11 protein-coding genes are annotated in these 16631 nt (G+C 37.7%); 1 reads left to right on the forward strand and 10 read right to left on the reverse strand.

Annotated elements, in window-relative coordinates:
* Nucleotides 1–90 precede the first annotated feature (90 nt).
* From FZC40_RS11185 to FZC40_RS11200, 4 genes are all read right to left on the reverse strand, one after another.
* Nucleotides 91–1074 (reverse strand): tyrosine recombinase XerC, encoded by a 984-nt coding sequence (locus tag FZC40_RS11185; protein ID WP_148604344.1) that lies wholly within the window; start codon nt 1072–1074, stop codon nt 91–93.
* A gap of 222 nt (nt 1075–1296) precedes the next feature.
* Complete coding sequence (der, locus tag FZC40_RS11190) at nt 1297–2616, reverse strand: ribosome biogenesis GTPase Der (protein ID WP_148604346.1); 1320 nt, start codon at nt 2614–2616, stop codon at nt 1297–1299.
* A 106-nt stretch (nt 2617–2722) separates the two neighbouring features.
* The gene (locus FZC40_RS11195) at nt 2723–4072 is read right to left on the reverse strand and encodes a DUF512 domain-containing protein (protein WP_243135800.1); all 1350 of its coding nucleotides are present in this window, start codon (nt 4070–4072) and stop codon (nt 2723–2725) included.
* Between the two features lie 246 nt (nt 4073–4318).
* Nucleotides 4319–5038: a 4Fe-4S double cluster binding domain-containing protein gene (locus FZC40_RS11200; RefSeq protein WP_148604348.1), complete on the reverse strand. Its 720-nt coding sequence runs from the start codon at nt 5036–5038 to the stop codon at nt 4319–4321.
* 123 nt (nt 5039–5161) lie between these two features.
* On the opposite strand from FZC40_RS11200, the gene FZC40_RS11205 reads away from it, so the two are divergent.
* Nucleotides 5162–5683 carry a DUF4364 family protein gene (locus FZC40_RS11205; RefSeq protein WP_148604414.1) on the forward strand — a complete coding sequence of 174 codons (522 nt, stop codon included), beginning with the start codon at nt 5162–5164 and terminating at the stop codon, nt 5681–5683.
* Nucleotides 5684–5762: 79 nt separating this feature from the next.
* Here the strand turns inward: FZC40_RS11205 and FZC40_RS11210 are convergent, their stop codons facing one another.
* The 6 genes from FZC40_RS11210 to FZC40_RS11235 all read right to left on the reverse strand — a co-directional run bounded on the left by FZC40_RS11210 (nt 5763) and on the right by FZC40_RS11235 (nt 16454).
* Nucleotides 5763–8414 (reverse strand): cation-translocating P-type ATPase, encoded by a 2652-nt coding sequence (locus FZC40_RS11210; RefSeq protein WP_148604350.1) that lies wholly within the window; start codon nt 8412–8414, stop codon nt 5763–5765.
* Between the two features lie 227 nt (nt 8415–8641).
* Complete coding sequence (locus tag FZC40_RS11215) at nt 8642–11290, reverse strand: valine--tRNA ligase (RefSeq protein ID WP_148604351.1); 2649 nt, start codon at nt 11288–11290, stop codon at nt 8642–8644.
* A gap of 28 nt (nt 11291–11318) precedes the next feature.
* Entirely contained in the window at nt 11319–12431 is a 1113-nt protein-coding gene (locus tag FZC40_RS11220; RefSeq protein ID WP_148604416.1) for an MGDG synthase family glycosyltransferase, read from the reverse strand.
* Between the two features lie 7 nt (nt 12432–12438).
* Nucleotides 12439–12594, reverse strand: a complete 156-nt coding sequence (locus FZC40_RS11225) for a stress-responsive transcriptional regulator PspC (protein ID WP_148604353.1) — start codon at nt 12592–12594, stop codon at nt 12439–12441.
* A gap of 21 nt (nt 12595–12615) precedes the next feature.
* Complete coding sequence (gene proB, locus FZC40_RS11230; RefSeq protein ID WP_148604355.1) at nt 12616–13434, reverse strand: glutamate 5-kinase; 819 nt, start codon at nt 13432–13434, stop codon at nt 12616–12618.
* Nucleotides 13435–13508: 74 nt separating this feature from the next.
* Nucleotides 13509–16454, reverse strand: a complete 2946-nt coding sequence (locus tag FZC40_RS11235) for a vitamin B12-dependent ribonucleotide reductase (RefSeq protein ID WP_243135802.1) — start codon at nt 16452–16454, stop codon at nt 13509–13511.
* Nucleotides 16455–16631: the final 177 nt, after the last annotated feature.

Genomic DNA, 16631 nt, shown 5'->3' on the forward strand with positions numbered 1-16631 from the left:
TAGAATTCCTCCAATTTTTTATAACTAATTAATTATAGCATATATTTTTGGCGAAAACAAACATAAGTTCTTTTTAATGATAAAAATTGTTTAATCTTCACTTTCAAACTGAGCTAAAGGATTCTGATTCAATGTATCCCGGAGTGTCTCTTCATTGACATGGGTGTAAATTTGCGTAGTCGAAACGTTTTCGTGACCTAAAATTTCCTGGACAGATCTTAAATCAGCATTTCCATAACGAAACATCAGCGTCGCTGCGGTGTGTCTTAGCTTATGCACGCTAATCTCATCTGTATTTAGGCCGCAATTAGCTAGGTGTTTTTTTACCAAATGCTGAACGGCCCGGTTACTTATCGGAAGGTTTTGCTGGCTCAAAAACAAATAGGGAGAATCTGATTCTTGACGGACAAGCAGATAACGATTAATTGCTTTTAAACAGGCATGGTTTAAAAAAATCGTACGTTCTTTATTTCCTTTTCCAATGATCCGGATGGTATCATTTTTTATGTCGCTAATTTTAATTTGAGTTAGTTCAGAAAGACGCATACCGCAATTCAAAAACAGTGTAATGATTGCAAAATCGCGTTCTTGATGACGACCGTTAATTCCCTTTAAAAGATCTACCGCTTCATCCCATTCTAAATACCTGGCATTACGGGCTGGGAGCTTTGGCATTTCAAGATCGGTCACGGGATTTGGACTAAAATATTTTTGTTTATTACAAAGGTAGTTAAAAAACGAACGCAAAGACGAAACTTTTCGACTTCTGGCGTAATCTGAGTTATGACGTTCTTTGCTGGTAAAAGAAAGGAATGCATAAAGAATCCCTAAATCAATCGCTTTTAAATCATCGATTGAAACATCGTCAATGGGTATGGCGTCAAAATCTAGAGATTGGGGAACCATCGCAAAATAACGCTTAATAAATCGAAAAAAAATAATTAAATCGTAGCGATAAGATTGGGCCGATTTTTCGGAATAGCCTTTAATGGTTAGTAGATAATTTAAAAATTCATCAATAATTTTACTACTTGGGGTTACTTTATTTTCCGTATGAAAATCTTGATTAGCCATCGTATTTCCTCCTAAAATGATTTACTGCGTGAGTGATGATGTCTGGTTAAATAAGCCAGATACCAATACCAAAAGCTTAACGCATGGATAGTATATCACATTTTGTTCATTTTGTCACGAAACTTACATTTCGTGACAAAACATTTCAGCCTTTTTACCAAAAAATAAGCTCACAAGAACTTTAACAATTGTGCTAAAATTCTTGTGAGCTTTGCATTTCTTTTATTCTGTTCTCTCTCGTACATAGAAACGAATCGGGGTACCAAAGAAATCAAAGGTTTCTCTTAATTTATTTTCTAAATAGCGTTGATAAGAAAAATGCATTAATGTTGGGTCATTAACGAAAACAATAAAGGTTGGAGGATTGATGGCTACCTGTGATGCATAGAATAGTTTTAATCTTCGGCCATGTTTTGATGGCGGCTGTTTCATTAATGTGAATTCGGCCATCGCCTCATTAATTTTTCCGGTAGTAATACGTTTTGCGCTTTGTGCTTTTACAAATTCTATGGTTTCAAATATTTTACCTAATCGCTGACCTGTTTTCGCTGAAATAAAAATAATGGGTGCGTAATCCATAAATGAAAGTGCATCACGAATATCCCCTTCCATTTTTTTCATAGTTTTATTATCTTTTTCTACGGTATCCCATTTATTAACGATAACAACGGATGGAATCCCTCGATTATGAGCAATACCTGCAATTTTAGCATCCTGTTCGGTCACTCCTTGGGAAGCGTCAATGAGCATAAGAACCACTTGACTTCTTTCCACTGCAGCAATAGCGCGAACAATGCTGTATCGCTCGATATCTTCATATATTTTTTTCTTGCGTCTCAAACCCGCGGTATCAATCAAAACATAATCCTGGCCGTCATAACGTACACTTGTGTCAACTGCATCCCTTGTCGTTCCGGGAATATCACTGACGATCAATCGATCCTGCCCTAAAACCTTATTAATCAGAGTCGACTTCCCTACATTTGGTTTTCCTACTACAGCGATCCTTAACCGATCATCGGTTTCTTCTTCATCATTATAATAACGACTGATTCGGTTGATTATTTCATCTAAGAAATCTCCCAATCCAAGTCCCTGTTCGGCAGAAATAGCGATGGGCTCTCCAATTCCAAGATTATAGAATTCAAAAGCATTGTTTTCGAGATTAAGGCTATCAATTTTATTAACTGCTAGTAATACATTTTTCTCGTGTTTTCTGATCATCGTTGCAACTTCTAAATCTGATGCAGTCATACCTTCACGGCCATCAACCATTAAAATGATCAGATCTGCCATATCAATGGCAATTTCAGCTTGAAGTCTCATTTGCAGAAAAATATCATCCTTGGTATGGGGCTCTATACCACCAGTATCAATGAGTGTAAAATGATGATTTTGCCATTCAGCATCGGCAATGATACGATCTCTAGTAACACCGGGAGTATCCTCCACAATGGCTATTCTTTCTCCAACTAATTTATTAAACAGGGTCGATTTTCCAACATTTGGACGTCCAACCACTGCTACGATAGGTTTTGACATAATTATATTTCCTCACTTAATTTATACTAGTATCAGTTATTATAATTGTTAACAATTCTTACATGCACTTTACTAGTTTATTTTCATTATCATTTTTTATATTTAATTATCTATTTAATATTCTAATCAGGCTTTCTCCATCAACAGGCACTCCTGCAACTTTAACACCAAGAGTTTCAGTAAGTTCTTCTAGGGTCCAATCATCCAGTAGGACTTGAGTGCCCTGTCGAAGTGCATTTTCCGGAATTAGCAGTAAATCTCTTTCATTTTCAGATAGTTTAGGTTTGATTTGTTCAACAATATCTTTACCTGTTATTAACCCAGAAACGGTAATGGCATCGCCAAAAAAATTATTATTTATAGGATAAACAATCACATCAAGTTTGGGCATCACTTTTTTTAGGTCATTCATCAGATTAGTCATAAAAGTATTAGCAAGGCGGCCGGTAATAATGCCAATTTTATGATGCACAGTATCTGATAAAGGTGCTAATATAATGGAATCGTTGCTATAGTCATTTTCATAATTTTCTGCTGCGCTTTCAAGGCTCTCCTTAAAATCAGCCATCATCCCTACCCCATTTTCGATTTGGGGGAACCCATTGTAGTATGAAACCTCTGGTATGGGGACATCTGCTAAAAGAAAGAATTCATCACTGGGATAAACAAAACCATCGGCATGTCTTTCTTTCATCTCTAGATGGACTTTATTGATAATATCCAGTGTTTTTAACGCCTGATCCTGATTAAAGACACATAATTCAGCTAAACCATGTCGATGCCTGGAAAGCCCTACTGGCACAACAGAGACAGATTGTAGGACAGGATAAAATGCCTTTAAATCCTTCAGAGTATTTTTAAGTTCCTCACCATCATTATAACCAGGAACCAAAACAATTTGCCCATTCATTTGGATATGATTGGCCCGAAATTTTTCAAGATAAAACATAACATCCCCGGCAAACCGATTATTGAGCATCTTGCAGCGAAGCTCAGGATTTGTGGTGTGAATGGATAAATTCATTGGCATAATTCGGTATCGGATGATGCGATTAAGTTCATCCGTGGTAAGATTTGTCATAGTGATATAATTTCCTGTCAAAAAAGACAATCGCTCGTCATCATCTTTCACATAAAGACTTTCACGCATACCTGAGGGTAATTGATCGATAAAACAAAAGATACAGTTGTTTTTGCATGTTTTGGTTTCAAGCATTTCCTCGGGAAATTCAATGCCTAAATCCGCTTCAAAATCTTTTTCAATATCCAGCTCCCAGATCTCACCATCCGGCTTTTCGATTTCCACAAGCAGAGTTTCATCCGCTATTAAATAGCGATAATCCAGCACATCCTTCACAGACATGCCATTTATTGAAAGCAGAAGATCACCGGCTTCTACTTCCATTTCTTTCAATATACTATTATTCTGTACGCCCTCAATTATAAACTTTTTCAATCCATCTCACTTATTTCTTTACAATTTAAAAACTGCCAGCAAAACTAGTCGGCAGTTCTTCTTATCTATTATATATTATTTTCTGAAAAAAAAATACCTATTTAAGAATATTTCAGCTCATTAATACATAATTTTCAATTTTTTCAAACTAATTGCGATATAATATTAAGCAAAAAATGCCGCCTTCCCGAATTTATCAAGTAATGTAGATATTATATATAACCCTGGTCTTTTAGATTCTCAGCTTCAATCTTTCGGTGCTGCTATTTTTTTTCCAACTGGGCACGCCACCATACAAAGCCCACACACGGCTCCCCTGCCGATGTGTTGAAAGACTTCTTTCATATACTGACTGCAGCTAAACGCATCATAAAGTTCATTTCTGGGAGTTCCCATTTTCCAAAGCCGTCCTTCAATGGCCATAGCAGGACAGGCAGTCACACAGGAGCGGCAGGAACCGCAGGAGCTCTGAGTTATCGGAATGCCAACTTGAAGAGGCGCATTGGTTAGCACCGTGCCCATCCGCACACGAGGGCCATAGTTTTCATGAATAAATAAGGCACTTCGGCCAATCCACCCGAGTCCTGATAAGACCGCCCCGGTTTTATGCTGGAAAGCACCCGTAAATGCGTCGTCCAGATCACTCACTGATTGAGAAGCCGGAATAGCCACACTGGGATATCCCATTTCTTCTAAAAACAACGAAATCCGCAAACTAATCTGATCAATGAGTCGATTAACACTTCGATAGTGACTAAAATAAGTCTGTGTGGGCTCATCCTCAATTTGGTTCAAAATGCCCTCTGAGAGTCTTACAATAATCGTAATAGCATGAATAAATCCCATCCGTTTATTCTCTGGCAGAATTGTAATATCTGAAAAGCTAAGCTGGGTACTCCCTAAAGATTTACCAAGCGTTGTAATCGAATCGTTAAAGTTTTTATCGTCCTTTATTAATTCTTTCATAGTCACCTCCGTGAAAATAAAATATATTATTTCTCGTTTTCCGCTCTTTTTTAAATAGTAATAGCCAAATATCCCCCTTAATATGTTACAATGATAATATCAAAAGCAAAGGTGGTGGTGTGGATGCTCTTTAATTCTGAACAACAGGCTGAGGATAAACTTATAATACTGTATGCACTAAAAAAAATAAAAACATCCTTGACCCGTGAACAAGTTGCTCTCATCGTAATTGAGAACTTGCAAATTAGCTATTTTGATATTCAATTATATATTGATGATTTGATAAAAGATGAATTTCTTTCAACCTTAGAATACGATGGAAAGTCTGTGCTTAGTCTTACCCCCATGGGAAAAGAAACCCTTAATGTTTTTCATGATAAAATTCCAATATACATCACGGATATGATCGATCTTTACCTTAAAGAAAACAGAGAAAAGATTTTTAAAGAAGTAAAGGTCACCGCAAATTATCAAAAAAAGGGAGATTCTGATTTTATCGTTGAACTAAAACTTCACGAAAATAATATTGTTTTAATGGAAATCTCTCTTAATGCGCCTACTCTGAAGTTGGCTTTAGATATCTGTAATCGTTGGAAAGAAAACACCCAGGAACTTTACACGTCCGTACTTAAAGTTCTAACCTGATCATTATTTACTACCCGTAACGAAAGAACCCTTTTTTGTTATCATTTGATAACCAGAAAGGGTTCTTTATTTGTCTGTTTTAGAAAAATTTCTTTCGAATACTCCGTCCAATTAATTTTGTGAATTCCACCACAATAATTGGTGAAAGTGTACCGATAAAAACAATGAACCACTGTGTTGCACTCATACTAACAATGTCAAAAATAAGTTGAAAAGTTGGAATTATCAATATGGTTAATTGCAAGGCACAGGATATTCCCAAGGCACCCCATAAATAATGATTCGTGAATAATCTTGCTGAAAACAAAGATTTTTTTTGAGCTCGAACATTAAGAGCATGTGCTAATTGAGAAAATCCTAACACTCCAAAACACATGGTTCTTGCCACTTCAACACCAAAATTCACGATCCCAATCTGATATACTGTCAAAGTGATTGCGGCAAGTACAATTCCCTGAAAAATAATGCGTCCGCCCAGGCCATGGGCAAAAATGCTTTCCTTGGGACTTCGCGGTCTTTCTTTCATTAGCTCAGCGCTGCTTTTTTCCACTCCCAGAGCGAGAGCCGGTAAACTATCCGTTATGAGGTTAATCCATAAAATATGAAGGGGGAGTAAAGGCTGTAACCATCCAATTATCGTGGCAATAAGCAGAATTAAAATCTCGGCAATATTGCAGGATAGCAGGAAATGAACCACCTTTTTTATGTTGGAGTAGATGCCACGGCCTTCTTCGACGGCTGATACAATTGTCGAAAAATTGTCATCCGTCAAAATTATATCTGCCGCCTCTTTTGAAACGTCAGTTCCTATGATCCCCATGGCACAGCCAATGTTTGCCTTTTTCAGGGCAGGAGCATCATTGACTCCATCTCCGGTCATTGCAACGACACGTCCTTTTTTTTGCCATGCATCCACTATACGCACCTTGTGTTCCGGCGCAACCCGAGCAAAGACTGCAATATTATTAATTTGATCATGCAATTCTTTATCACTCATTTTTGAGAGTTCTGCACCAGTATAAGCTAAACTCTTTTTTTCGAAAATGTCGAGCTGTTTTGCAATGGCAACCGCCGTATTCTTATGATCGCCGGTGATCATTACTGTTTTTATACCAGCTTTTTTACAGATTTTAATCGATTCTTTTACTTCATCTCTCGGTGGATCAATCATTCCAGTCACGCCGCAGAAAATAAGATCCTGTTCTAAAATTTCAACGGATACTTCTGGCATGGCATCAAAGTGCTTATACCCATAGGCAATGATACGATAAGCATCGTCAGAAAGGATATTGTTTTTTTCATTGATATCATTTATATTTTCTTCACTCATTAAAACAATTTGATTCTTTGAAAAGTAATATTTCGCACAATTCAACATATGTTCTGGTGCACCTTTTGTAAAACTGTACCAAGTATCTCCGACTCGATGAACGGTCGTCATCATCTTCCGTTCAGAGTCAAAAGGCAGTTCCCCAACTCTAGGGAACTTTTCTATTTTTGCAGATTTGTCAAAATCAAGATTTGCAGCTAATGCGATCATTGCAACTTCGGTAGGATCACCAATTTCCTGAACGCCGTCTTTACCAGTAATAATAGAAGCATCATTGCAGAGCATTCCGATTTCGACAATCATTTTCTCAGGACCGTTCATGATCTTTTCTTTTAAATCAGATACATTACTGATTTCACCATTAGCAACTAATTTTTCAATCGTCATTTTATTCTGGGTCAAAGTTCCCGTCTTATCTGAACAGATAACAGAGGCGCACCCTAAGGTTTCCACCGCATCCAATTTTCTAATGATCACATTTCTTGATACCAACTTTTGAACTCCAATAGCTAAAACAACCGTAACAATTGCTGGCAAACCTTCAGGTATGGCTGCAACGGCAAGACTGACGACAGTCATAAATAACAGCAAAGGATCTCCGCCACGGATTAATCCAATCACAAATACGGCTGCACAGGCGACAATCGTACCAATTGCAAGTATCTTTCCAAGTTCCTCTAAACGTTTTTGAAGCGGAGTCTGAATAGTTTCTGTTCCCTGAATCATTCCAGCTATTTTTCCTATTTCCGAATTCATCCCAGTGGATGTTACCATATATTTGCCTCGCCCATAGCTAACAAGACTGCTCATGAATACTGAATTTCTGCGATCTCCCAGAGGAGTTTCAGGATCAATAAGGTCAATCATCGCTTTATCAACGGGTACCGATTCTCCGGTTAAAGAGGATTCTTCAATTTTTAATGAAGTTACTTCAAGTAAGCGTCCGTCAGCAGGAACAAAATCGCCAACATCCAAATACACCACATCTCCAGGCACTAATTCTTCAGATTTAATGATTTCTCGCTTGCCATTTCTTAACACCTTGGCTTCAGGAATGGTCAATTTTTTCAAAGCTTCCATTGAAGTTTGTGCCTTTTTTTCTTGGTTCGCACCGATAAAAGCGTTCATAATCACAATAATAATAATCAGTATTGCATTACTGATTTCACCCATCACGCCTGAAATAATGGCTGCAGCTAAAAGAACAAGAATTAAAATATTTTTAATTTGTAAAAGGAACATCACCGCGAACGAAGTCTTCTTTGTTTTAATTATTTTGTTTTTTCCATAAACTCCAACACGTTCTGAAACTTCTTCAGTACTTAACCCTACCAGAGGATCAACGTCGAAAATTTTTTCAAGTTCTGATTGTTTATATAAAAAGCTTGCTTTTATTTTCAATCAAACTCCTCCTTTATATTCATATTATATAAAAAGACCTTTATTTCAAAATATTTGTAAGTCTACAAAATCATTTGAAATAAAGGTCTTACTCCAAGCTAGCCTGTTATCCAACTGGGAAAATCCCGGATTGAGGGCTGGATAAATCCTTTCGGTGAGTTATTTCCCTTTAGGAAATTCATTCATATCCTAGCATTTTAGCATATTTACTTAATCAGTAAAAGTTGTTATTTGTTAAAATAATCCAATCGATCTAAAACTTTCTGGATGGTCTCCTGGTATTTACGCTGTTTTTCGCGTTCCCCTGCGATTATTTTTTCAGGGGCTTTATCGGTAAACCCTTTGTTGGATAATTTTTTATTAACTCTTTCGATTTCTTGTTCAAGCTTCTTTTTCTCAGTCTCAAGACGTGTAATTTCTTTTTCCCTGTCCACTAGCTCATCCAAATTAATATAGAGTTCTAAATCTTCCACCGCAGCAGACACGTAATTGTCTTGAACATCTTCTTGAGTGATTGCAAGAACCGATGATACCGATGCCAGTTTCTGGAAATAATGAAGGGATAAATTCATTAACGCCAATCGTTCTTTATTTTCTGAAATCATGAACAACTGGGTCTTTTTAGAATTTGGCACATCCATTTCAGCCCGAATATTTCGGATGCTTCGGATGACTTCCATTAAGAACACCACTTCTTTTTCATCTTTTGCGAAAACATAGTCTTCATTAAAATGAGGCCATTTTGCAACCATTACATCACCAGTCGTTCCTGGTAAATAACTGTTTATTTCTTCAGTGATAAAAGGTGTGAATGGATGTAACAATCGAAGGATCGTATCCAAAACCACGCGTAATGTGTACTGTGCTGAAATATTTGTCTTGTCTTCATCACCATATAGTCTTGGTTTCACTAATTCAATGTACCAATCACAATATTCATTCCATGCAAAATCATATATTTTTGAAGCAGCAATTCCCAATTCATATTTATCCATATTATGGTTTACTTCTTGAACAATGGTATTCATTCGGCTCAGAATCCATTTATCCGTATTTTCAAGATGTGCTAGGGCTACTTCTTTCTTATCCATAATGTCTTCATCCAGATTCATTAGAACAAATCGCGCCGCATTCCAAATTTTATTCAGGAAATTACGACTTGCTTCAACCTTTTCATCTTGCCATCTGATATCATTTCCTGAAGAGTTTCCAGTAATGATGGTAAAGCGAAGCGCATCAGCACTGTAGGTTTCAATGAGTTCGAGAGGATCAATCCCATTTCCAAGAGATTTGCTCATTTTTCTCCCCTGAGAATCTCTCACCAACCCATGAATATAGACATCTTTAAAAGGTACTTCCCCCATTTCAAGAATACCCATAAAAATCATACGCGCAACCCAGAAGAAAATAATATCATAGCCGGTAACAAGCACTGAAGTTGGATAGAATTTTTTTAAGTCAGCTGTGTTTTCTGGCCAGCCTAAAGTCGAGAATGGCCAAAGCCCGGAACTAAACCATGTATCCAAAACATCTTCATCCTGAGTAATATGGGACATTCCGCATTTTGGGCAGATTATGGGCGCTTCCTTAGCAACAATCATCTCACCACAATCACCGCAATAATAGGCTGGAATGCGATGTCCCCACCACAATTGACGCGAAATGCACCAGTCTCGGATATTTTCCAACCAATTGTAATATATTTTACTGAAACGATCAGGAATAAACTCAGTTTCCCTGTTTCTGACAGCATCCAGTGCTGGCTGTGCAAGAGGTTCCATTTTCACAAACCACTGCTCTGAAGTCAGAGTTTCTACCGTGGTACCACAGCGATAGCATTCTCCGACATTGTGCTGATGATCTTCAATCTTTTCTAGAAGCCCAAGGTCTTCTAGATCTTTTACGACTGCTACGCGGCAGTCGTAACGATCCATACCTTGATATTTTCCGGCAAGTTCATTCATAGTTCCATCATCATTGATTACACGAATTTGTTCTAAATTATGCCGAAGGCCTACTTCATAGTCGTTTGGATCGTGGGCAGGGGTCATTTTAACCGCACCAGTTCCGAATTTCATATCCACATAATCATCTGCCACAATGGGAATTTCTTTATTTAACAGCGGTAACATAACGTTTTTTCCAACAAGGTGACTATAACGTTCATCCTCAGGATTAACAGCGACGCCACTATCTCCCAACATTGTTTCAGGACGGGTAGTGGCAACGACCAAATAACCTTCTCCATCGGCCAATGGGTACCGTATGTGCCAGAGATGACCTTGTTGCTCAGCGTACTCGACTTCTGCTTCAGATAAGGCTGTTTTACAGGTTGGACACCAGTTGATAATCCGGCTGCCTTTATAAATCAAACCTTTTTCATAAAGATTGACAAAGGCTTCATTGACTGCATGACTGCATCCTTCATCCATTGTAAAACGCTCACGGCTCCAATCACAGGAGGCCCCCAGTTTTTTCAACTGATCCGTGATCCGGGTCTTGTAAGTCATTGCCCAATCCCAGGCACGTTCCAAATAGGCTTCTCTGCCAATATCCTGTTTAGTTTTGCCTTCTTCTTCACGAAGTTTATCCACTACTTTAACTTCTGTAGCAATGCTAGCATGATCTGTTCCCGGCAACCACAATGCGGAATAACCATCCATACGTTTATATCGGACTAGAACATCCTGAAGGGTTCCATCAAATGCATGACCCATATGGAGCTGTCCGGTAATATTGGGAGGCGGCATAACAATTGTAAATGGTTCTCCGTCCGGATTCACCTCTGGCTTAAAATATCCTTTTTCCTGCCAGTATGCATAAGTTTTATCTTCAACTTCTTTGGGATTATATGTTTTTGACATTTCTTTCTTCATTTTTTCACCTGCTGATCTTTAATGGTCTTTATTGTGCAATTAAACTTTGACATAACTCAATGGTTTTACTCATGGAGCGTTTTTGTGCTTCTTCCGACATATTCTCCGACATGCGTTTAATAATGTATTTATTTTCAAACAAGAAATCAACCATTGAGGTTAAATCCTTAATCTTATCGACCTTGATTGCCATACCACCATCAACCAGGTAATCTGCATTTTCTTCTTCTTGTCCTGGATAGTAAAAAGGAATAATCATGGGAATATTTTTTACAATGGCCTCTGTTGTCGTAAGTCCACCAGGTTTTGAAATGATGGCATCAGATTGATCCATAAGTTCTGAAACGTTATTAACGAAACCATGAACTTCTACAATTTTATTTTGACAGGTTTCTCGGCTAATGAGATTTCGAATTTCTTTTTCCATTTTTACATTATTTCCACAAACAACAATAATGCGGATTTTCTCTTTGACCTTTAGCAAAGCAGAAAATGCTTTTTCCATTTGTTTACTGCCCAAGCTGCCAGCCATCAATAAAATGGTCCCAACAACATCTGTTGTTTCTTTTTTATTAAGATGATTATTTTCCAAAAATGTTTGTCGAACGGGAATTCCATAAGGAAAAATTATTTTTTCATCTACTCCTTTTTCCACCATAGTTTGCTTTGTATAATCACTTCCCACCACATAGGCATCAATCATTTTCTTTAAATAAATGGTATGAATCTTATAATCGGTAACAATCGACAGCACTGGTACATTAAATGCACCATGTTCTTTGAGGGTTCCCAAAACATTGGTTACAAACGGATGGGTTGTTATGATCAGATCCGGCTTGCCGGATTTAATTAAAGGAACAATATCTGGGTTCATGATCTTTGTGAGCACTTGGAATATCCCCTTCTGAAAGCGATTCATATTGTTAAACTGATTGTACATTTGCTCATAGAGCTTTGGTATGTTCACCACCATCTGCTGATAGCCTTTGGTTATGAGTCGATCAAGAGCTACGTTTATTTCCTTAAAAGCATCATATACTTCTGTCTGATAACCGACCTCATCGAGGGATTCTTTTAAAGACTGAGCTGCCAAATTGTGACCGGCGCCCGTTGATGCTGTGAAAATAAACACCTTTGCCATATTCAACCTAGTCTTCAAATTCTTTCGTGAATTTGTAGTTAACCCGTTTCAATCTACCGCCAATGGCTTTTTCTCTTCTTCTTTCACCAAAATAAAACCCACCAAAAACCATTAACATACCTGCCATAATAACAGAAATTCCAACAAATATTTTCTTAACCATAGTAGCCCTCCATTCTAAATCTTAGTTTACTAAATTATCTTTTACATCACTTAAAAAAAAGGTTCCCACTTCTTTTCCATCAAGAATATCGTATAATATGCTGCAAATATCTCCCGAAGCAATGACCACATCAATTCCACAGTTTGTAGCATATTTTGCTGCACCAAGTTTTGTGATCATTCCTCCAGTCCCCAAATCAGATCCGGAATTTCCAGCACTTTTCATAATATTATTGTCAATCTTCAAAACCGTATTAATAAGGCTGGCTTCTTTATTCACCGATGGATTATCGTCATATAAACCATCGACATCGGATAAAATGACTAAAAGATCAGATCCCACTATATCTGCAGTCATAGCTGATAAAATGTCATTATCACCAAAACATTCCTCTTGAATCTCATCAGTAGCAATACAATCATTTTCATTAACTATTGGAATAATTCCGCGTTCGATAAGAGCATTGAAAGTATTTATGGCATTATTCCGTTTAATTGAGTGTTTGAATACATCCTTTGTTAATAAAATCTGCCCCACATTTTGATGGTATTCATCAAAAAACTTATGATAAATCTTCATGAGTAATCCTTGTCCAACGGATGCAGCTGCTTGTTTATCTTTAAGTGTCTTAGGACGTTCCTTCATACCCATTCGATTCATTCCAGCCCCAATAGCACCTGATGATACCAGAACTATTTTCTTTCCACTGTTTTCAAGATCGGTCAATACCCGCGCCAAGCTGTCCAGTTTCTTTAAATCTAGGGTTCCATTTGAATGGGTTATTGAAGTTGTCCCCATTTTTACAACGATTGTTGTCGCTTCTTTAATTTTTTCTCGCATTAAAATCTCCTAAGTAATACATCCTAGTTAATTATTATACCAAACAAACATCAAACATCAAATCTTTTTTGTTTTCAACTACACCCTGTGGTGGTTCCGCAATCCAAACAGATTTTACAAGTTCCATTACGCATCATACGATCGCTTCCACAGCTGCTACAGGTTTCTCCATATAAAACCTCTCCATTTGAACCTTTATTATACTCCATATCTGGATTTTCTTCACCTGGAACACTATGAACAAGATTTGTTTTGCTCATAACTGTGAAATTTTTCGGTTTAACCTGACAATTTGAAAAATCGCCATGTTCTATATCAATAACTTTACTGATGAGGTCAGAAATTGATGAAGCAAATTTGATATAAGGATGCCGAGATACAAAACCTGATGGTTCATATTTTTGGCCCCGAAGCATTTTTGATATCTGATCGGGTGGAATATGGTATTGAAGCATATTTGATATGGATTTAGAAAGGGATGCCAACAATCCTTTTACAACTGTACCTTCTTTATCTGTGGATACAAAGATTTCTGCGATACCGCCATCTTCGTAAAACCCGATAGTAATATACAGCTCAATATCACCTATTTTTGCGGCATGTGTTCGACTTAAACGCATGCCATCTGGGCGAACACGATTTAATGCTTTTGTTGACCCCTCTTTTACAAGCGCTAATAATTCATCATAGTTATAATCTTCAAGGGCCTTTTCCTGATAGTCATCCATACCAGAACTTAGTGGCTGTGAAGCTTTACACGCGTCACGATAAACAGCTATTGCCTTTGTGCCCGTACGGTATGCTAGCAAATGGATGTCTTCTACATCTTTTACCGTTGCATCATGAGGAAGATTAACCGTTTTTGAGACTGATCCACTGATCAGTGGTGTTATCGCAGATACCATCAGAACATGTCCCATAGGGGCAATAGTATTGGCTGTATCAAAAACAGGCAAGTGTTCAGGTTTCATATGAGGCGCACCACTTACCCCTTCATGGAGAAAATAACCCCGGTCGTCTTTTTCCAACAAATAAGTCAAGATATTCCTGATTTCCTGGTCATTGTATCCTAAATTATAAAGCGCTATTTCCATTACCGGGTTCACTATTTCCATGGATCCCCCGCCAATGAGTTTTTTAAAAACAACATGATTGTAAAAAGGCTCCACTGAGGTTGCCCCACAATCCATAGCAAAAGAAATCGTTCCGGTTGGAGCAATAGCCGATACCTGTGCATTACGATATCCGTAGGCTTCCCCCACTTCATCGGCCAGTTTCCATGCATTTTTCAACTGAGTACCAATATCTTTAAAACCCATCTTTTGTAAAATTTGATGATTGATTTTTATTGGCTCGTAATGAAGTTCTTCATAGTCATCTATTCTGGCCCCTGCAACTCGGCTATGGTTTCGGATAACCCGGTTCATATATTTTTCATTGATTTTATATTTCGGGAAAGCACCGATCTTTCCGGCCATCAACCCGGAAACATAATATGAAACACCAGTCATTAATCCGGTGATACTTGCAATTAAAGTGCGGCCTTCTGGAGAATCATAAGGATAACCCAAAGCAAGAAGCAAAGATGCTGCATTGGCAATACCTAAACCAGTTGTTCGAAATAAATAACTTCTTCTTGCAACATCCTTTGTAGGAAATTGCCCCTTAAAGATAGAGGCTTCAAGAGCACATTGAATTAATCCGACTAAATGAATGTAGCTCTCAGTTGCAAAACTGCTATCTTCCTGATTATAAAAACGGAAAATATTAATGGAAGCCAAATTACAGGCAGTATCATCTAAAAATGCATATTCCGAACAAGGGTTAGTTGCATTAATACGGTTAGCTTTTTCACCTACTTTACCATCTTCACCACCTGGGCAGGTATGCCAATCATTAAACCGATCATCGAATTGAATTCCGGGATCAGCACATTCCCAAGTTGCTTGATTCAGCATATTCCATAACTCTTGTACCGGCACTTCGCGATCGACACTATTATCGACCCGACCTTTCAGTTTGATTTTATGATCAGGTTCATTTTTTAAATTTAAAACTGCCTTCATAAATTCTTCGTTTAATCGAACTGAGTTGTTGCTGTTTTGACCACTGACTGTTTGATAGGCTTCGCCATCCATTGATAGATCATAGCCCATTTTACCCAGTGCTCTAGCCTTGTGTTCTTCTTTAACTTTCCAGTTAATAAAATTGTCGATTTCAGGATGATCAATGTCAACAATGACCATTTTAGCCGCTCGCCTTGTTGTTCCACCTGATTTGATTGCCCCTGCATTGCGGTCTAATCCCTGAAGAAAACTCATCATTCCTGATGATTGTCCACCGCTTGTAAGTCCCTCATTAGCAGCGCGCAGATTGGAAAAGTTTGTTCCTACACCAGAACCACCTTTAAACAATTTTGTTTCACTCACATAGTGATCAGAAATCGAGTGTTCTCCAAGCAATCGGTCTTGTATTGACAGAATAAAACAGGCGCTTGATTGAGTTCGTGTATAACGATCTGCAGATTCCACTACCTGTTCGGTTTTCTCATCATAGTAATAAAGATCATCTTTCGATCCGCTAATTTGATAGTTTCTCATAAGACCGGTATTAAACCACTGCGGCGAGTTTGGAGCCCACATTTGCATTAAAAGACCATAAACAAGCTCGTCATAGCAAATTTGCCACTCCTCATCGGTATCAATAATTCCTTCTTCACGTAGTGCATCGGTCCAAAAGCCTACCATTCGGTCAGCAACTTCCCGCATACTATGTTCATAACCTAAGTGATTAGGAATACCTTTTCTTCTAAAATACTTAGTGGCAATAATATTACAAGCATTTTGAGAGTAATTTTCTGGAAACTCCAGATCTTTCATTTCATAAATTGTTTCGCCGTTTTTGTAATTCTTTAGTATAACATCCACCGTCTGCCATTGAAACAGATCATAAACAGTCTGGTCTGAGTTTTCTAATTCTTTTGTAAATACACGCTTGAAAAGCTGATTAAGTTCTATCAATCTATCATTCCTCCTAAAATAAAATACATGATGTGGTATAGCTTTACCATTATAACTGTACATATGGTGTTTATCAATGTATTTATTATGTATTTTTGAGCTCGCAAAGAAAAGGCCCTTTACAGAGCCTCTTGAGTATCCGTTATTTTCATTTTTCATTAACACGTTTTAAACAAA

This window comes from Acetobacterium tundrae (genome assembly GCF_008086615.1).
Taxonomy (GTDB): domain Bacteria; phylum Bacillota; class Clostridia; order Eubacteriales; family Eubacteriaceae; genus Acetobacterium; species Acetobacterium tundrae.